Annotated in this window: 16 protein-coding genes; 13 read left to right on the top strand and 3 right to left on the bottom strand. The window is 67.1% G+C overall.

Annotation, left to right across the window (positions count from 1 at the left end):
* Positions 1-127 precede the first annotated feature (127 nt).
* From pyrR to AC1MDG_RS11265, 13 genes are all read left to right on the top strand, one after another.
* Positions 128-712, top strand: coding sequence for a bifunctional pyr operon transcriptional regulator/uracil phosphoribosyltransferase PyrR (gene pyrR, locus AC1MDG_RS11325; protein WP_479803955.1), 585 nt, complete (start codon positions 128-130; stop codon positions 710-712).
* Positions 709-1,722: an aspartate carbamoyltransferase catalytic subunit gene (locus AC1MDG_RS11320; protein ID WP_479803954.1), complete on the top strand. Its 1,014-nt coding sequence runs from the start codon at positions 709-711 to the stop codon at positions 1,720-1,722. The genes pyrR and AC1MDG_RS11320 overlap by 4 nt, the downstream gene beginning before the upstream one ends.
* Entirely contained in the window at positions 1,722-3,104 is a 1,383-nt protein-coding gene (locus tag AC1MDG_RS11315; protein WP_043481803.1) for a dihydroorotase, read from the top strand. Before AC1MDG_RS11320 ends, AC1MDG_RS11315 begins: the two co-directional genes overlap by 1 nt.
* On the top strand, positions 3,104-3,622 hold the full coding sequence (locus tag AC1MDG_RS11310; RefSeq protein ID WP_479803953.1) for a PH-like domain-containing protein: 519 nt from the start codon (positions 3,104-3,106) through the stop codon (positions 3,620-3,622). Before AC1MDG_RS11315 ends, AC1MDG_RS11310 begins: the two co-directional genes overlap by 1 nt.
* On the top strand, positions 3,603-4,871 hold the full coding sequence (carA, locus tag AC1MDG_RS11305; RefSeq protein WP_479803952.1) for a glutamine-hydrolyzing carbamoyl-phosphate synthase small subunit: 1,269 nt from the start codon (positions 3,603-3,605) through the stop codon (positions 4,869-4,871). Before AC1MDG_RS11310 ends, carA begins: the two co-directional genes overlap by 20 nt.
* Entirely contained in the window at positions 4,871-8,170 is a 3,300-nt protein-coding gene (carB, locus tag AC1MDG_RS11300; RefSeq protein ID WP_479803951.1) for a carbamoyl-phosphate synthase large subunit, read from the top strand. The genes carA and carB overlap by 1 nt, the downstream gene beginning before the upstream one ends.
* Positions 8,163-9,029, top strand: coding sequence for an orotidine-5'-phosphate decarboxylase (gene pyrF, locus AC1MDG_RS11295; protein WP_479803950.1), 867 nt, complete (start codon positions 8,163-8,165; stop codon positions 9,027-9,029). The genes carB and pyrF overlap by 8 nt, the downstream gene beginning before the upstream one ends.
* Positions 9,030-9,122: 93 nt before the next feature.
* Complete coding sequence (mihF, locus tag AC1MDG_RS11290) at positions 9,123-9,473, top strand: integration host factor, actinobacterial type (RefSeq protein WP_479803949.1); 351 nt, start codon at positions 9,123-9,125, stop codon at positions 9,471-9,473.
* Entirely contained in the window at positions 9,470-10,042 is a 573-nt protein-coding gene (gene gmk, locus AC1MDG_RS11285; RefSeq protein WP_479803948.1) for a guanylate kinase, read from the top strand. The genes mihF and gmk overlap by 4 nt, the downstream gene beginning before the upstream one ends.
* A gap of 39 nt (positions 10,043-10,081) precedes the next feature.
* Complete coding sequence (gene rpoZ / locus AC1MDG_RS11280; protein ID WP_011692102.1) at positions 10,082-10,342, top strand: DNA-directed RNA polymerase subunit omega; 261 nt, start codon at positions 10,082-10,084, stop codon at positions 10,340-10,342.
* A 40-nt stretch (positions 10,343-10,382) separates the two neighbouring features.
* The gene (gene coaBC / locus AC1MDG_RS11275) at positions 10,383-11,618 is read left to right on the top strand and encodes a bifunctional phosphopantothenoylcysteine decarboxylase/phosphopantothenate--cysteine ligase CoaBC (RefSeq protein ID WP_479803947.1); all 1,236 of its coding nucleotides are present in this window, start codon (positions 10,383-10,385) and stop codon (positions 11,616-11,618) included.
* Positions 11,619-11,727: 109 nt separating this feature from the next.
* Positions 11,728-12,963, top strand: coding sequence for a methionine adenosyltransferase (gene metK / locus AC1MDG_RS11270; RefSeq protein WP_479803946.1), 1,236 nt, complete (start codon positions 11,728-11,730; stop codon positions 12,961-12,963).
* Positions 12,964-13,174: 211 nt separating this feature from the next.
* A complete protein-coding gene (locus AC1MDG_RS11265; RefSeq protein WP_479809079.1) occupies positions 13,175-15,331 on the top strand; it encodes a primosomal protein N' in 2,157 nt (718 codons plus the stop codon).
* A gap of 39 nt (positions 15,332-15,370) precedes the next feature.
* Here AC1MDG_RS11265 and AC1MDG_RS11260 read toward each other — a convergent pair whose 3' ends face one another.
* The 3 genes from AC1MDG_RS11260 to AC1MDG_RS11250 are packed head-to-tail and all read right to left on the bottom strand — an operon-like array spanning position 15,371 to position 18,260.
* Entirely contained in the window at positions 15,371-16,447 is a 1,077-nt protein-coding gene (locus tag AC1MDG_RS11260) for a glycosyltransferase family 4 protein (RefSeq protein WP_479803945.1), read from the bottom strand.
* Positions 16,444-17,373 carry an alpha/beta fold hydrolase gene (locus AC1MDG_RS11255; protein WP_479803944.1) on the bottom strand — a complete coding sequence of 310 codons (930 nt, stop codon included), beginning with the start codon at positions 17,371-17,373 and terminating at the stop codon, positions 16,444-16,446. The genes AC1MDG_RS11260 and AC1MDG_RS11255 overlap by 4 nt, the downstream gene beginning before the upstream one ends.
* A gap of 11 nt (positions 17,374-17,384) precedes the next feature.
* Positions 17,385-18,260, bottom strand: coding sequence for an aldo/keto reductase (locus tag AC1MDG_RS11250; protein WP_479803943.1), 876 nt, complete (start codon positions 18,258-18,260; stop codon positions 17,385-17,387).
* Between the last annotated feature and the right edge of the window lie 29 nt (positions 18,261-18,289).

Below are 18,289 nucleotides of genomic sequence, written 5' to 3'. Positions count from 1 at the left end.
TGTGATGTTAAACGCCTTACCGGCGCCCGGCGGGCAGCGGGCCGGGGATGCAGCGTGTGGTAATTTTGAAGGGCAAATGTTCCTTTTTTAATTCCGTCCCGTGAGGCGGGGAAAGGGGAGACGAGCGTTGACATCAGTCACAGAAGCACCGGTTCCGGCCAGGGTTGTGCTCAACTCTGCGGACATTGACCGTGCACTCACTCGTATCGCCCATGAGATCCTCGAGGCCAACAAAGGTTCCCAGGATCTGGTGCTGCTGGGCATTCCGCGCCGCGGCTACCCGCTGGCCGTCCGCCTGGCCAAGAAAATCGCCGCCGCCGATTCCACCGTGGATGCCGCCGCAATCGTCGGCCAGCTGGACGTCACCATGTTCCGGGACGACCTCTCCCACCAGCCCACCCGGCCGCCGTACCCCACGCAACTTCCCCGCACCGGCATCGACAACAAGGTTGTTGTCCTGATCGATGACGTCCTCTATTCGGGCAGGACCATCCGCGCAGCGCTCGACGCCATCGTGGACCTCGGCCGTCCGCGCATCGTCCGGCTTGCCGTCATGATCGACCGCGGCCACCGCGAACTGCCCATCCGCGCGGACCACGTTGGCAAGAACCTCCCCACCTCGTCCTCTGAAAAGGTCCGGGTCCGGCTCGAAGAGACCGATTCCGTTGACGGCACGCCCGTCAACGAAGTGGTCATCGAGGCAGGCGCATGAAACACCTGCTCTCAACGGAAGACCTCAGCCTGGCCAACGCCATCCGCATCCTGGACACGGCAGAGGAAATGGCGGCGGTGGGTGACCGGGAAGTCAAGAAGCTTCCCGCGCTTCGGGGACGTACCGTGGTGAACCTTTTCTTCGAGGATTCCACCCGCACCCGCATCTCCTTCGAAGCCGCAGCGAAGCGGCTCTCCGCGGACGTCATCAACTTCGCCGCCAAAGGGTCCTCCGTCTCTAAGGGCGAATCCCTCAAGGACACGGCCCAGACGCTCGCCGCAATGGGCGCGGACGCCGTCGTCATCCGCCACTGGGCCTCCGGTGCGCCGCACCGGCTGGCAGCCACGGACTGGATCGACGCCGCTGTCATCAACGCCGGCGACGGCACCCACGAACACCCCACCCAGGCGCTGCTCGACGCGTTCACCATGCGCCGGCACTGGGCCCGGCTGCACGGGACGCCGTCTGCCGGGGCGGACCTGAAAGGGATGCGCGTCGCGATTGCCGGCGATGTCCTGCACTCGCGCGTGGCCCGCTCGAATGTCTGGCTGCTGCGCACGCTCGGAGCAAAGGTCACCCTGGTGGCGCCGCCCACCCTGCTGCCCATCGGCGTCGGACAATGGCCCTGCAGCGTGAGCTACAACATGGACGAAACCCTGGCGAAGGGTGTGGACGCGGTGATGATGCTGCGCGTCCAGGGGGAGCGGATGAATGCCTCCTTCTTCCCCACGACCCGCGAATACTCCCGCCGCTGGGGATTCGACGACAACCGCCTCCGCGCCCTGGACAGCCTGGGCCTGAAGGACACCATCATCATGCACCCCGGCCCCATGAACCGGGGACTGGAAATTTCCTCTGCAGCCGCGGATTCACCCCGTTCCACAGTGCTGGCACAGGTGCGCAACGGTGTGTCCGTCCGGATGGCCGCACTGTACCTGCTGCTCTCCGGGGACACCCGCGAACCAGCTGCGACCCCCAACGCCGCCTATTCCACCAAGGAGAGCCACTGATGGCACACGATCAACAGGATGCAGCCACCACCGGGGCCTACCTCGTCCGCGGCGCATCAATTCTCGGCGGCGCAGCCGAAGACCTCCTGATCCGCGACGGCATCATCGCCGCACGGGGCACCGACCTGGCAGGCACAGACGCAGCTGACGGAGCCACCGTCATCGAGGCCGCGGGCCTGGTGGCGCTGCCCGGCATGGTGGACATCCACACCCACCTCCGCGAGCCCGGCCGGGAGGACGCCGAAACGGTGGAAACCGGCACCCGCGCCGCCGCCCTCGGCGGCTACACCGCAGTGCATGCCATGGCCAACAGCAACCCTGTTGCGGACACGGCCGGCGTCGTGGAACAGGTGCACACCCTCGGACGAACGGCCGGCTGGGTGGATGTCCGCCCGGTGGGCGCGGTCACCGTCGGCCTCGCAGGCGAACAGCTGGCCGAGCTCGGTGCCATGGCAGATTCCCGCGCCCAGGTCCGCGTCTTCTCCGACGACGGCATCTGCGTCCACGACCCCGTGCTCATGCGCCGTGCGCTTGAATACGTCAAGGCGTTCGACGGCGTGGTGGCACAGCACGCGCAGGAACCCAGGCTCACCGCCGGCGCCCAGATGAACGAAGGCGACGTCTCCGCCGTTCTCGGGCTCACTGGCTGGCCGGCAGTGGCAGAGGAAAGCATCATTGCCCGGGACGTCCTGCTGGCCCAGCACGTCGGGTCCAGGCTGCACGTCTGCCACGTTTCCACGGCCGGCTCGGTGGAGATCATCCGCTGGGCCAAAGCCCGCGGGATCAACGTGACAGCCGAAGTGACGCCGCACCACCTGCTCCTGACCGACGAACTGGTCCGCAGCTACGATCCCGTGTACAAGGTCAACCCGCCGCTGCGCACGGACTCTGACGTCCAGGCGCTGCGGGCCGCCCTGGCGGACGGCACCATCGACGTCGTCGGCACGGACCACGCCCCGCACCCCAGCGAACACAAAGAGTGCGAATGGGCGCAGGCTGCCATGGGCATGACCGGCCTTGAAACGGCGCTGTCCGTGGTCCAGGAGACCATGATCGAGACGGGCCTCATGGGCTGGGAGGATTTCGCCCGGGTGACGTCCACCGCTCCTGCCGTGATCGGACGGGTGGCCGACCAGGGACGTCCGTTGGAGGTAGGCGAACCCGCCAACGTCACGCTGGTGGACCCGGCTGCGCGCTGGACCGTGGACCCTTCTAAGATGGCAACCATGGGCCGTAACTCTCCGTTCGCCGGGAGGGAACTCCCGGGCAGGGTGGTGGCAACGTTCTTCAAGGGCCACCCCACCGTCCTGAACGGCGAGCTCAACACCCCGTACCGCCACGGGCCCCACGGCGAATCAACGGCCCCCGCGGGCGGGTACTGATGGACAAAGTACTCCCCGGAATCGCGATGCTGGCGATCATCGCGGTGGTCTTCGTGTTGCTCGGCGTTGGCTGGCGGAACCGCCTGCGGCGCCAGTCCGACGTCGAACAGCTGCCCGCGGTCCCGGCCGGGTTGAGCCTGCCGCTGGCCACCGCCGACGGCCAGTATGTTGCCACCACCACGGCCGGCGACTGGCTGGACCGCATCGCCGTCCACGGCCTGGGGATCCGCACCAACGCCGAACTCACCGTGCACCCGGAGGGTGTCCTGTTCGAGCGTTCCGGAGCCGCGCCGCTCTTCATCCCGGCGGACCGGCTCACCGGAGTCCGGCAGGACAGCGGCATGGCGGGGAAGTTCGTCGAGAAAGACGGACTCCTGGTGGCCAGCTGGACCCTGGGTGGCCGGGAACTCGATACCGGATTCCGGACCCGCCGCGCCGCCGACAAACCCGCGGTCCTCGCAGCTTTTCAAGAATTGATCTCCGCAGCCCCTCAGGCAGATGCCGATAGTGGAAAGTAACAACGTGACAGAAACCGAAGTAACAGCAAACGCAGATACTGCACCCGAACGAGGGGCTTCCGCGCCCGCGGTGCTGGTGCTCGAGGACGGCCGCACGTTCCGCGGCAGCAGCTACGGCGCCACCGGCACCGCCCTCGGCGAGGCGGTGTTCGCCACCGGCATGACCGGCTACCAGGAAACCATCACGGACCCCTCCTACGCCCGCCAGCTCGTGGTGCAGACCGCACCGCACATCGGCAACACCGGCGTCAACAAGGACGACGCCGAATCACGCCGCATCTGGGTGGCCGGCTACATTGTCCGCGATGCGGCGCGCCGGCCCTCCAACTGGCGCTCGGAGCGCTCCCTGGACGACGAACTCGTTGAACAGGGCATCGTGGGGATCCAGGGCGTAGACACCCGCGCCATCACCCGCCACCTGCGCGAGCACAAGACCATGCGGGCCGGCATCTTCTCCGGCGAGGCCGCCCGCGCCACGGACAAGGAACTCCTCGACGCCGTATTGGCCAGCGCCCCCATGGAAGGCTCCCGCCTCGCCGAGGAAGTCAGTGTTGACGAGGCCTACGTGGTGGAGCCCAAGGACTGGGGCTGGGACGGCGAGCCGCGCTTCACGATCGCCGCAATCGACCTCGGCATCAAGCGCATGACCCCCATCCGTTTCGCCGAACGCGGAGTCCGCGTCCACGTCCTGCCCGCAACCGCCACCCTGGCGGACGTCCAGACGGTCAACCCGGACGGATTCTTTATGTCCAACGGCCCCGGCGACCCCGCCACGGCGGACAACCAGGTCAAGCTGCTCCGCTCGGTGCTGGACGAAAAGCTGCCGTACTTCGGCATCTGCTTCGGCAACCAGATCCTGGGCCGCGCACTCGGCTTCGGCACGTACAAGCTCCGCTACGGACACCGCGGCATCAACCAGCCCGTCATGGACCGCCGCACCGGCAAGGTGGAGATCACCTCCCAGAACCACGGCTTTGCCGTGGACGCACCGCTCGACGGCGCCACCCAGGCTCCCGAGGAGCGGTACGGCCGCGTCGAAGTCAGCCACGTCAGCCTGAACGATGACGTCGTCGAGGGCCTCTCCTGCCTCGACATCCCCGCCTTCTCGGTGCAGTACCACCCGGAAGCAGCCTCGGGACCGCACGACGCCGCCTACCTCTTCGACCGCTTCATCGACCTGATGGCGGACACGAAGAAGGCAGCGTCCACAAAGACTCCCACCGAATCCAAGACTGAGGACAAGAAGTAATGCCCAAGAGAACTGACCTTAAGAGCGTCCTGGTCATCGGTTCCGGCCCCATCGTGATCGGCCAGGCCGCCGAGTTCGACTACTCCGGTACCCAGGCTCTCCGCGTCCTCAAGGAGGAAGGCCTGCGTGTAATCCTGGTCAACTCCAACCCGGCCACCATCATGACGGACCCCGAGTTCGCGGATGCCACCTACGTGGAGCCCATCACCCCCGAGGTGGTGGAGAAGATCATCGCCAAGGAACGGCCGGACGCGATCCTGCCCACCCTGGGCGGCCAGACGGCCCTCAACACCGCCATTGCGCTGGACAAGAACGGTGTGCTGGAAAAGTACAACGTGGAACTCATCGGCGCGAACATCGCGGCGATTGAACTCGGCGAAGACCGCGAGAAGTTCAAGGGCGTTGTGGAGCGCTGCGGCGCGGAGTCCGCCCGCAGCCACATCATCCACAGCATGGACGAAGCACTGAAGGCTGCCGAGGACCTCGGCTACCCGATGGTGGTCCGCCCGTCCTTCACCATGGGCGGCCTCGGCTCCGGCCTGGCCTACAGCGAGGATGACCTGCGCCGGATCGTCGGCCAGGGCCTGCAGTACAGCCCCACCAGCGAGGTCCTGCTCGAAGAGAGCATCCTCGGCTGGAAGGAATACGAGCTTGAGATGATGCGGGACAAGAACGACAACGTTGTTGTTGTCTGTTCCATCGAGAACTTCGATCCCGTGGGCGTCCACACCGGCGACTCCATCACGGTGGCTCCCGCGCTGACCCTCACGGACCGTGAATACCAGCGCCTGCGCGACATCTCCATCGCGGTCATCCGCGAAGTGGGCGTGGACACCGGCGGCTGCAACATCCAGTTCGCCGTCGAACCGCACACCGGACGCGTCGTGGTGATTGAAATGAACCCGCGCGTCTCCCGGTCCTCGGCGCTGGCCTCCAAGGCCACCGGCTTCGCGATCGCCAAGATCGCCACCAAGCTGTCCCTGGGCTACACGCTGGACGAGATCCCCAACGACATCACCCAGAAGACGCCGGCCTCCTTCGAGCCGACGCTCGACTACGTAGTGGTGAAGGTTCCCCGTTTTGCCTTCGAGAAGTTCCCGGCAGCGGACCCCACCCTCACCACCACCATGAAGTCCGTCGGCGAGGCCATGGCCATGGGCCGCAACTTCACCGAAGCCCTGCAGAAGGCCCTGCGTTCCCTGGAACAGAAGGGCTCTCAGCTGGACTTCAGCCACGTTCCGGAATGGGAAGTCCCGGAGCTGATCGAAAAGGCCAAGCGGCCCACCACCGAACGCCTGCACCAGGTGCAGCGAGCCCTGCTCGGCGGCGCCACCGTGGAGCAGCTCTTCGAGGCCACCAAGATCGACCCCTGGTACCTTGACCAGCTCCAGCTGCTCAACGAGATCTCGCAGGAGATCCGCAGGTCAACCGCCCTGACGCAGGAAATGCTGCAGCGCGCCAAGCGCCACGGCTTCTCCGACGAGCAGATCGGCGCGCTCACCAACAACCCGGAAGCCGTGGTCCGCGGCGTCCGCCAGGCCCTGGGCATCCGGCCGGTCTACAAGACCGTGGATACCTGCGCCGCCGAATTCGCCGCCTACACCCCGTACCACTACTCGTCCTACGACGAGGAGGACGAGGTTGCGCTGCACTCCAAGCCGTCCATCATCATCCTGGGCTCCGGGCCCAACCGCATCGGCCAGGGCATCGAATTCGACTACTCCTGCGTGCACGCCTCCATGGCACTCCGCAAGGCCGGCTACGAGACCGTCATGGTCAACTGCAACCCGGAAACCGTCTCCACCGACTACGACGTCTCCACGCGCCTCTACTTCGAGCCGCTGACCCTCGAGGACGTCCTGGAAGTCATCGCGGCGGAGGAGCGCACCGGCGGGGTGATGGGTGTGTTCGTCCAGCTCGGCGGCCAGACCCCCCTCAAGCTCGCGCAGCAGCTTGCCGACGCCGGCGTGCCCATCCTGGGCACGTCACCTGAAGCGATCGACCTCGCCGAACACCGGGGCGCCTTCTCCCGGGTGCTGGACGAGGCCGGGCTGATCTCGCCCAAGAACGGCACCGCCGTGTCCTTCGAGGACGCCAAGAAGATCGCCGACGAAATCGGCTACCCGGTCCTGGTGCGCCCGTCCTACGTGCTGGGCGGCCGGGGCATGGAGATCGTCTATGACGAGCCCAACCTCTCCCGCTACATCGCCAACGCCACCGAGATCACCACCGAGCACCCCGTGCTGATCGACCGGTTCCTGGAGGACGCCGTCGAAATCGACGTCGACGCGCTCTACGACGGAACCGATATGTACCTCGGCGGCATCATGGAGCACATCGAAGAGGCCGGCATCCACTCCGGCGACTCCGCGTGCGTCCTTCCGCCGATCACGCTGGGCAACAATGTGATCGAACGCGTCCGGACGGCCACCCTGGCCATCGCCGAGGGCGTGGGCGTCCGCGGCCTCATCAACATCCAGTTCGCCCTGGCTTCGGACGTCCTGTACGTCCTCGAAGCCAACCCGCGCGCTTCGCGCACGGTGCCCTTCGTGTCCAAGGCCACGGGCGTCCAGATGGCCAAGGCGGCGGCGCTGATCGGCACCGGCGTCACCATCAACCAGCTCCGCAGCGCCTACAAGATGCTGCCGGAAACGGGTGACGGCTCCACCCTGCCGTTCGACGCCCCTGTCTCGGTCAAGGAAGCCGTGCTGCCGTTCAGCCGCTTCCGCACGCCGGAGGGCAAGGTTGTGGACTCGCTCCTCGGCCCGGAGATGCGCTCCACCGGCGAGGTCATGGGCATCGACAAGCACTTCGACACCGCCTTCGCCAAGAGCCAGGCCGCCGCCAACAACGCGCTGCCCACCGAAGGGAAGATCTTCGTGTCCGTGGCCAACCGGGACAAGCGCTCGGTGATCATGGGCGTGAAGCGCCTCTCCGACCTCGGATTCGAGATCGTCTCCACCGGCGGCACCGCGGACGTCCTGCGCCGTAACGGCATCCAGGCAACCCCGGTCCGCAAGGTCGCCGAGGGCAGCAGCGCCGAGGGTGAAGGCACCATTGCGGACCTCATCATCGCCGGCGAGATCGACATGGTCTTCAACACGCCCTCCGGCGGCGAGGCCCGCATCGACGGCTACGAACTGCGCGCCGCGGCAACCTCCATCGGCATTCCGTGCATCACCACGGTGGCCGAGTTCAACGCAGCCGTCCAGGCCATCGAAGCGCAGCGCACCTACGAATGGTCCGTGACCAGCCTGCAGGAACACGCCGAGAACCTGAAGGCCCTGCAGAATGGCTGAGCCAGCGGCAGCAACGACGGCCGGCCGGGAGTCCTTCGGCTCCCGGCTCGGCCGCGCCATGGCGGACCGCGGTCCGCTGTGCGTGGGGATCGATCCGCACCCGGCGCTGCTGAAGGCCTGGGGACTGAACGACGACGCCGCCGGCCTGGAACGCTTCTCGCTCACCGTCGTGGAGGCAGTGGGTTCGCTCGCTGCCGCCGTGAAGCCGCAGGTGGCGCTCTACGAACGCCACGGCTCCGTGGGCATGGCTGTACTCGAACGTACGCTCGCAGCTGCCGCCGAAGCCGGCGTGCTGACCATTGCGGACGCCAAGCGCGGCGACATCGGCTCCACCATGGCGGCCTACGCCGACGCCTGGCTCCGGGACGGCTCTTCACTGGCCGCGGACTCGGTGACCCTGAGCCCCTACCTCGGCTTCGAGTCGCTACGGCCGGCGCTGGACCTTGCGGCAGAGTACGGCCGCGGCGTCTTCGTCCTGGCACTGACGTCCAATCCGGAAGGCGCGTCCGTCCAGCACGTGGGCGGCGCGGATTCAGTGGCGCGCCGGATCACCGAGGCCGCAGCGGGGGAGAACGCCCGCTACCCGGGCACCCTGGGCTCGGTGGGCCTGGTGGTTGGCGCCACCGTAGGCGCTGCATTGCAGGACCTCCAGCTGGACCTGGCCGCGGTGCGCGGAATCATCCTCGCGCCCGGGCTCGGCGCGCAGGGCGCCACGGCTGCTGATCTGCGGGCAACGTTCGGTGCCGCCTATTCGCAGGTCCTGGGCACCTCAAGCCGCGACATCCTCTCAGCGGGCCCCTCCGCCGCCGGCCTCCGGGATGCTGCACTGCGTACCCTGGAACCCCTACTGACCAGCTGATCCATTGATTTCCGCGCCGGGCAAAGGGTAGGTTCAGGAGGACTCCAACGGCCCTTGCCGTTGTTCAGATGGGACGATTCGGGGGTGACTTGAGTGAGCTTGCGGCCCCTGACAGACCAGGAACGCGCGGACGCCCTGGGGAAGGCGGCAGCGGCCCGGGCTGCCCGGGCGGAAGCCAAGGAGCAGCTAAAGTCCGGAACGCTTTCCGTGGCGGACCTCCTCGCTGCCGGCGCCGGCGATTCCGCCATCGCCCGGATGAAGGTTTCCGAGATGCTGGAGGCGTTGCCCGGTGTCGGCCGCGTCACGGCCGCCGCCATCATGGACGAGCTGGGCATTGCCGCGTCCCGCAGGCTGCGGGGACTCGGCATTCACCAGCGCCGGGCGCTGGTAGATTTTATGAACGAGAATCACGCCCATCCGAATAACGCCCAAAGGAATATGTGAGCAAGAAACCGGGACTGACAGTCCTCGCCGGCCCGACGGCTGTTGGCAAAGGCACCGTGTCCACCTACATCCGGGACAACTACCCCGAAGTCTGGCTTTCCGTCTCGGCCACCACCCGCGCGCCGCGCCCGGGGGAGCAGGACGGGGTCCATTACTTCTTCAAGTCCACCGAGGAATTCGATGCCCTGGTGGCCGGCGGGGAGCTGCTTGAGTGGGCTGTGGTCCATGGCCGCAACCGCTACGGGACGCTCCGCAGCACCGTGGACGCCGCGATCGCTGAGGGCCGTTCTGTGCTGCTGGAGATAGACCTCCAGGGCGCGCGCCAGGTCAAACAGGCCGTTCCGGAGGCGCAGTTCGTCTTCCTCGCGCCGCCCAGCTGGGAGGAAATGGTCCGCCGGCTGGTGGGCCGCGGCACCGAAACAGCCGAGGAACAGCAGCAGAGACTGGAAACCGCTAAACTAGAACTTGCCGCTGAGCCGGAGTTCGATCACACCGTCATCAATGATGACGTTCGACGCGCAGCGGACGAGCTTGTTTCACTCATGGGGCTGACCCCGCACCCGCACTAGCCGCCGGGTCGGATCGGCCCGTTAGAATTTGGAGAATTCGTGTCCACGAACCTTGAAGGCATCATCAACCCGCCGATCGACGAGCTGCTGAAGGCAGCCGATTCCAAGTACGGCCTGGTGATCTTCGGTGCCAAGCGTGCACGTCAGATCAACGCATACTACGCCCAGCTGCACGAGGGCCTGTTCGAATACGTAGGTCCGCTGGTTGACACCAAGCTGAACGAGAAGTCGCTTTCCATCGCCCTGCGCGAGATCAACGAAGGCAAGCTCGTTTCCACGCCGATCGAACCTGCAGAGTAGATCTCCGCAGCTTAAAAGACTGCCTGTTGACGGAGGTCACGTGCGCATAGTCCTCGGAGTCGGGGGAGGGATTGCCGCCTACAAGGTGGCGTCGCTCCTCCGGCTTTTTACTGAAGCCGGACATAACGTCACGGTGATCCCCACGGAGGCGGCCAACCGCTTTGTGGGAGTGGCCACCTGGGAAGCCCTGTCCGGGAATCCCGTGAGCAACAGCGTCTTCGACGACGTTCCGTCGGTCAACCACGTACGCCTGGGGCATGAGGCGGACCTGATCGTCGTGGCTCCGGCCACCGCGGATCTCCTGGCCCGTGCCGCCGGCGGCCACGCCGACGACCTCCTGACCAACACCCTGCTGATGGCCAGCGGTCCCGTACTGATGGCGCCTGCCATGCACACCGAAATGTGGCTTCATGCCGCCACCCAGGCCAACGTGGAAACGCTGCGCGGCCGTGGCGTCACCGTCCTCGAACCCGCCAGCGGCCGGCTCACCGGCTCCGACTCCGGTCCCGGCAGGCTGCCCGAGCCCGAGGCAATCTTCGCGGCCGCCTTGGCTCTGATGCAGGACAACAGGGTTTCCGGGCAGCTGCCGCTGGCAGGCCGCACCGTCACCATCAGCGCCGGCGGCACGCGTGAGCCACTGGACCCGGTGCGGTTCCTCGGCAACCGCTCCTCCGGGAAGCAGGGCGTCGCGCTTGCCGTGGCGGCACGCGACGCGGGCGCAAGCGTCCGGCTGCTCGCCGCCCACATGGAGGTACCGGTGCCCGACGGCGTGGAGGTGGTCCGGGTGGAAACGGCGCTGCAGCTCCGGGAAGAGGCGCTGCGCGCGGCAGCCGATTCCGACGTCGTCATTATGGCCGCGGCTGTGGCGGACTTCCGCCCCGCGGACGTTTCGGACACCAAGATCAAAAAGCGTGACGACACCGCCGATCCGGTGATCAGCCTGCTGCGCAACCCGGACATCCTGCAGGAGCTCGTGGAAGTGCGAGCGGCGAACAAGCCCGGGCAGCTGATCGTGGGTTTCGCGGCCGAAACCGGAGACGCCGACGGTGACGTCCTCGCCTACGCCGAGGCCAAGCTGCGCAAGAAGGGCTGCGACCTGCTGGTGGTGAACCATGTGGGTGAGGGCCTGGTCTTCGGTCAGGACCACAACTCGGTGGTCATCCTTTCCCGTGCCGGCTCCGAACCACAAGCGGCTTCCGGTTCAAAGGATGATGTTGCGGCCGCTGTCATTGACCGCATCAGCTTCGAGTTGAGCCGCGTTTTCCCGCGATCCTGATTTTCGCGTAACTGTTTTCCAGAGCCTGAGAGGCGGGCGTGTGCAAAGCCTGCTTAGCAGGGGGACACATGCTGAAGCCTGACCGATTCCCAACCAGTAAGGTAGTTGAGTGACTTTACCGCTGCACATTCCCGCTTCCCATGGCGCGACGCCGCCATCCCTTCGTCTCTTCACGTCGGAGTCCGTGACTGAAGGCCATCCGGACAAGATCTGCGACCAGATCAGCGATGCGATCCTGGATGCCCTGCTGGCGAAGGATCCCGAGTCCCGTGTGGCAGTCGAGACGCTGGCCACCACCGGGCTGGTGCACGTAGCGGGCGAAGTCACCACTGACGCCTACGTTGAAATTCCGCAGATCGTGCGCGAGACCATCCTGGGGATCGGCTACGACTCCTCGGCCAACGGCTTCGACGGTGCCCGCTGCGGCGTCTCCGTGTCCATCGGCCAGCAGTCCAACGACATCGCCGGCGGTGTGTTCAACTCCCTGGAGGCCCGCGAAGGCCGCCAGGAGGACGACTACGACCTCCAGGGCGCCGGTGACCAGGGCCTGATGTTCGGCTACGCCAGCGACGAGACGCCGTCCTACATGCCGGTGCCGATCTGGATTGCGCACCGCCTCTCGGAACGGCTCACTGAAGTGCGCAAGAACGGCGAACTGCCGCACCTCCGCCCGGACGGCAAGACCCAGGCGACCATCGGCTACGCCCGGGACAAGCCCGTATCCGTCGAAACCATCGTCATTTCCAGCCAGCACGCGGAAGGCGCCAGCCTCGAGCAGCTGCGTGCCGACCTCGCCACGCACGTGATCGATCCCGTACTGGCGGCAGCCAACCTGGACATCTCCCGCACCCGCAACATCCTTAATCCTGCCGGTGCGTTTGTGATCGGCGGCCCCGTGGGCGACGCCGGCCTGACCGGCCGCAAAATCATCGTGGACACCTACGGCGGCATGGCGCGCCACGGTGGCGGTGCCTTCTCGGGCAAGGACCCGTCCAAGGTTGACCGCTCCGCGGCCTATGCGATGCGCTGGGTTGCCAAGAACGTGGTGGCTGCGGGACTGGCCAAGCGCGCCGAGATCCAGATCGCCTACGCGATCGGCCAGGCACGCCCCGTGGGCACCTACGTTGAGACCTTCGGCACGGAAACGGTGGATCCCGAGCGCATCAGCGCCGCGATTGCGGAAATCTTCGACCTCCGTCCCCGCGCGATCATTGACGCGCTGGACCTCAAGCGCCCCATCTACACGAAGACTGCGGCCCACGGGCACTTCGGCCGCGACGATCCCGACTTCACCTGGGAACGGCTTGACCGCGTGGATGAGCTCAAGGCTTTCTTCAACGCCTGAGAACCGCCGCCCGGAAACATCCCCGGCGCACCCAATTCGGAGTGCCCGCATGTTGTGGCAATGGAGTAAATGTCGGTGCCACGTGTTTGGCTGTAGCAGGGCCGCCGTCCGGGCGGCCCTGCTACAGTGCTTTCCGGCCGGTGGTTGCCGGGCTCCCGCACCGCAACCACTGGCACCATTACTGGCTGGATGCTGAACGGAGGTTGGTCCCATCGCTACTTCTTCCGGCGACGGATCGGCCACCGACGAGCCGCTCCAGCTGTCACTCCTGCATGGTTTCCCGCCGGGCCGTCCGGCGGCTTCATCCGGACCGGCCCTCGCCGCGTCGCTGCCTGTTGCCCGGGTGCTGATCGAGTCTTCGCTGCCCCACCTGGACAGGCCCTTCGACTACAGCGTGCCGGCAGCGATTGACGACGCCGCGCAGCCGGGCGTCCGGGTCAAGGTCAAGTTCAACGGCCAGGAGCTCAGCGGCTTCATCCTGGACCGGCTGGCCGAGTCCGACGCCGGGCATACGCTGGTGCCGCTCCACAAGGTGGTCTCACCCGTGCGCGTGCTTACACCCGAACTGGCCGAACTCGCCGGTAAAGTGGCCGCCCGCTACGCCGGCACCGTTAGCGACGTGCTGCGGGTGGCCATTCCGCCGCGGGTCGCCAGGCTGGAGAAGGAACTGGCCGCTGACGGGACCCTCGCCCCGAGCCCGGTCCCCGCTGTGGAAGCCGCGGCGAACCCGGAACCGGCGGAGGCCCGAATTCCTCCCTCGCCCGGCCACTGGTCGCGCTACGTCAACGGTGCGGCGTTCCTGCAGCATCTTGCGGCCGGCGAGTCGCCGCGGGCCGTCCTGAGCGCGCTGCAGGGATTCGGTCCCGCCGGCTGGCCCGCGCTCATCGCCGAAGCCGTCGCGGCCGTGCGTGCCTCGGGCCGCGGTGCTGTGGTGGTGGTTCCGGACTACCGGGACCTGGACCGCCTCGAGGAGGCGCTGGCGGAGCTGCTGCCCCGGGAAGACATCGCGCGGCTCACCGCCGACGACGGACCTACACCCCGCTACCGAAACTACCTGCGGGTGCTCACCGGCAGTGCCGGCGTTGCGGTGGGCACCCGGTCGGCGGCCTATGCTCCCGTGCACAACCTGGGCCTGGTGGTGTGCTGGGACGACGGCGACGACCTCCATATCGAACAGCGGGCACCCTATGCCCACACGCGGGAGGTCCTGCTGCTGCGGGCGGAACAGGACCGCGCGGCGTGCCTGATGGCGGCCCACACACGAAGCACCGAACTCCAGCGGCTGGTGGAGGCAGGCTGGGCCCGGCCGGTGGAAGCCGACCGCCCGGAGGTCCGCCGGACCGTGCCGCGCGTCGTGAACACGGCGGACAGTTTCGAGCAGGAGCGCGACCCCCTGGCCAGGATCGCGAGGCTTCCGGGTGCGGCCTGGCGTGCGGCCAAGGAGGGCCTGGAACGCGGCCCCGTGCTGGTCCAGGTGGCCCGTTCCGGCTATGCGCCGTCACTGGTTTGTGATTCCTGCCGGGAGCCGGCCCGGTGCACGGCCTGCAGCGGGCCCCTTGCTGTGGCCGGTGCCGCCGGCAGCTCGGCAGTTCCGCAGTGCCGCTGGTGCTCCGCCGCTGCTCCGGAGTGGCGGTGCAGCCACTGCACCAGCCCCAGGCTGCGCCGCTCCGCTACCGGCGTGCTGCGGACCGCGGAAGAACTGGGCCGGGCGTTTCCCGGCAAGCCTGTGATCACCTCGTCAGGGGACCACGTCAAAGCGACTGTCCCGGACACTAAATCCCTGGTGGTCGCCACCGTGGGAGCGGAGCCTGTGGCGCCCGGCGGCTATGCAGCAGCAGTGCTCCTGGACGGGGACTCGCTCCTGCGCCGCGAAAACCTCCGCGCGGGGGAGGACGCCGTCCGGCGCTGGTTCAATGCCGCCGCGCTGGTCAGGCCGGCCCGCGAAGGCGGCCTGGTGGTTATCACCGCCGATGACACAGCAGGGGTAGGGGCCCTGCTTCGCTGGGATGCCGGGGGGTACGCACAGCGGGAACTCTCACTGCGGCAGGAGCTCCAGCTGCCCCCGGCGGTGAGGATAGCCTCCGTGACCGGCGGCCGGACCGCCGTCGGGCACTTTACCGACGCCATCGAACAGAGCCTTGCCCGGCAGGGGATCACCCTTCGCACCGCCGGACCGGCGCCGCTGGTGCTGACGGAAGCACGCGCACCCCGGCGGGAGGCCGGCGAGGACGTCCGGACGCTGCTGTTCATTCCCTACGCCCAGGCGGCAGGCGCCACGCGGGTGATGCGGGCAGTCAAGTCAGCTGCAGCGGCGCGGCGCAGCGACGATCCCGTCCAGTTAAGGCTCGACGGCGTGGACGTGCTGTAGCTGACGTGCCGTATTGGATGCGCCCCGGCGGGCAGGGCCTCAGCGGCGGTTGATGGCGGCGGCTTCCTCGGCCAGCTGCACAAGCTGCCGGGCCGAATGGTCCCAGCTGAATTCCGCGGCCCGTTCCACGGAACGGCGTGAGTGTTCCTTCCACACTCCCGGCTCTTCCAGCCTTCGGACGGCTTCGGCGAACTCCGACGGGGAATCCGGGTGGACGTAACTCACGGCGTCGTGGCCTACTTCGCGGAAGATCGGGATGTCGCTTGCGATCACGGGTGTTCCGTGGGACATGGCCTCCACGAGCGGGAGGCCGTAACCCTCGGCCCGGGAAAGGCTGATCAGGGCAGTTGTCCTGCCCAGCAGCGCCTCGTATTCGGCGTCCGTCACGCCGTTGTGGAACACGACGTCGGCACCGGGCGGCACCAGCGCTTCGAGCTCCGCCCGCCGCTGCGGCGTGATGCGGCTCAGCAGGTGGAGCGTCATGTCGGGCAGTTCGGCCATTCCCCGCACCATGGTTTCCACGTTCTTGTACGGCATGAACGAACCCATGTAGAGGAGGGTCCTGTCCGCGCCGGCACCGGGATCGCGCGGCGTATGGCCGTGCTGGGGCGCGTTGCCCACGATCCGGACCGGACGCCGGGTCAGGCGGTGCTTCGCGATCAGTGCCTCGGTGGTGTGGCTGATGGTGGCCACCACGTCCGCCCGGTTCAGGAGCAGCCGCTGCGGCCAGTACGCCTTGTGGTAGAGACGCCAGAGCAGGCGCACCGGTGCCGGCAGGAATCCCGGCGGGGCAGGGTGCTCGTAGTAGATGAGGTCGTGGAGTGTCAGCACCAGGCCGTATTTGCGGCCAAACGTCCCCATCGTCTGCATCGGACACACCACAACGTCGGCGCCCAGCTTGTTGACTTTGCCGGCCACGAACAGCTCCGCGGGGGACAGCGGGCTGTTGATCAGCGTGTAGGGCACGTCCGGGAGGAGGGCCAGCTGCCGGGGGTCGCTGATGAGCATCGAGACGTCGGCGATTTTGGCCGTAGCCGCGATCAGGCTGGCCCCGTACCGGCTGATGCCGTCGTGGTGGTCCAGGCGGGTGAATCGGGCGTCGATAATGATTTTCACGCGGGATGGTCCTTTAGGAAACGTCTGATGAAACCGGCGGCCGGCCCGGGGGTCTCGTAGTGGATGAGGTGCCCCACGCCGGGAATCACCTCGAGGGTGCCGTCCGGCAGGAGCGCCACGAGTTTGTGCTGGTCCGGGAGCATCGCGATCTCATCCTTCTCCCCGGCAATCAGCAGCACCGGCAGGCCAAGCTCCGGAGCAACCTCCGAGACGTTGCTCCCCACGGAGGCCTTGAACGACTCCAGCAGGCTCTCCCGGTTGGCGAAGGCGGAGAAGTAGGCGTTGTGCTGGCCATGGATGAACTGCAGGAGCTGCTTGTCCCTGGTCTTTGCCATGGCCATGCTCATGACCCTGACTATGAGCCGGCTGCGGAGCAGGTAGAGGCCCAGTGCGCGGGGGAGCCTGGCCGAGGCCTCGTAGTACAGGACGGCCAGTTTGGTCATGACGCCCTTGGGCCCCTCCAAGGCCGGTGCGGCAATGGGGTTGATGAGGATGAGGGGGAACACCGCGCCGGGGTTGGCCGCCACGAAATGGCTGGCAATGATGGATCCGAAGGAGTGCCCCAGGAGTACCGTTTCGGCTCCAAGGCCCAGGGCAGCCATGAAATCACTGATGAACTGCCCGTAGCGCCTGACGCTGTGCTCACCGTCAGTAAAGGCATCCGAGCTGCCGAAGCCGGGCAGGTCGGGCATGATGAGCCGCATGTCGGGGAGCTGGTCCGCCACCCGGAGCAGGCCGTGATGGTCGCCCCGGAAACCGTGGACCACCAGGATGGTCCTGGTCTCTGCCGTGACGCTCACTGGTTCATATACCCAGTAGTCCACGCTGCAGCCGTGCAGGTCCACGCTGGCGGCCCGCGTCCTGCCATCCAGTTGCCCGCTGAAGAGGGGCGGGGCCTGTGCCGGCCCCGTGTCCACTTGTTCCATGGTGTCGAATCCTAGTTGACATTGTCCGGGTGGGAACCCGTGCGGTGGCCGCGTTCCAAAGCGGCGAGGGCGGCCATGTCCGCGGGGTCCAGCGTGAAACCAAAGACGTCCAGGTTCTCCCGGATCCGGGCATAGGAACTGGCCTTGGGGATCACCACATTGCCCAGCTGCACATGCCACCTGAGGATGATCTGCGCCGCGGTCCGGCGGTGCGCCGCCGCAAGCTCCAGGACCACCGGATCCTCCAGCACCTGGCCCCTGCCCAGCGGGCTCCAGGCCTCGGTGCGGATGCCAAGCCGGTCGTGGAGTTGGCGGAGTTCGTCCTGCTGCAACCAGGGGTGGAGTTCGATCTGGTTCACCGCGGGGACCACTTCGGCAGTCTCGAGCAGCCGCTCCAGGTGGGCAGGCTGGAAGTTGGACACGCCGATCGCCCGGATCCTGCCCTCGCGATAGAGGGTTTCCATGGCCCGGTAGCTTTCGGCGAACAGTCCGCGGCGGGCGCACGGCCAGTGGATGAGGTAGAGGTCGACGTATTCCATGCCGAGGTTGGACATGGACGTATCGAAAGCCCGCATGGTGGCGTCGTAGCCGTGGTCCTCGTTCCACACCTTCGTGGTCACGAAGAGGTCTTCGCGGGAGAGCGCCGGTGCTGCCTCGCCGGAGCCTCCTGCGGGACCTCCGCCAGCAAACCCGGCGAGCGCGCCGATAGCCTTGCCTACCCCGGTTTCGTTCCCGTACATGGCAGCGGTATCGAAGTGCCGGTATCCGGCCTCGAGGGCCATCGTCACCAGGCCGGCAGCGTCTGCCGGGGGAACCTTGTAGAGCCCGAAGCCCAGTTGGTCGATCAGCACACCATTGTTGAGGCTAAGCCGGGGCGAGTTTTTCATAGGACTGACTCTACCGACTCGGCGCCGTC

This window comes from Arthrobacter sp. AIWTK1, assembly GCF_056680535.1.
The sequence above is the reverse complement of the archived record's forward strand: the minus strand, read 5'-3'. Positions and strand labels throughout refer to the sequence as shown.

What these genes read in the sequence shown, in the direction of transcription:
- AC1MDG_RS11310 (WP_479803953.1), top strand. Translation starts at nt 3,104, where the DNA reads ATGGACAAAGTACTCCCCGGAATCGCGATGCTGGCGATCATCGCGGTG.
- pyrF (WP_479803950.1), top strand. Translation starts at nt 8,163, where the DNA reads ATGGCTGAGCCAGCGGCAGCAACGACGGCCGGCCGGGAGTCCTTCGGC.
- AC1MDG_RS11315 (WP_043481803.1), top strand. Translation starts at nt 1,722, where the DNA reads ATGGCACACGATCAACAGGATGCAGCCACCACCGGGGCCTACCTCGTC.
- carA (WP_479803952.1), top strand. Translation starts at nt 3,603, where the DNA reads ATGCCGATAGTGGAAAGTAACAACGTGACAGAAACCGAAGTAACAGCA.
- AC1MDG_RS11250 (WP_479803943.1), bottom strand. Translation starts at nt 18,260, where the DNA reads ATGAAAAACTCGCCCCGGCTTAGCCTCAACAATGGTGTGCTGATCGAC.
- AC1MDG_RS11255 (WP_479803944.1), bottom strand. Translation starts at nt 17,373, where the DNA reads ATGGAACAAGTGGACACGGGGCCGGCACAGGCCCCGCCCCTCTTCAGC.
- carB (WP_479803951.1), top strand. Translation starts at nt 4,871, where the DNA reads ATGCCCAAGAGAACTGACCTTAAGAGCGTCCTGGTCATCGGTTCCGGC.
- AC1MDG_RS11320 (WP_479803954.1), top strand. Translation starts at nt 709, where the DNA reads ATGAAACACCTGCTCTCAACGGAAGACCTCAGCCTGGCCAACGCCATC.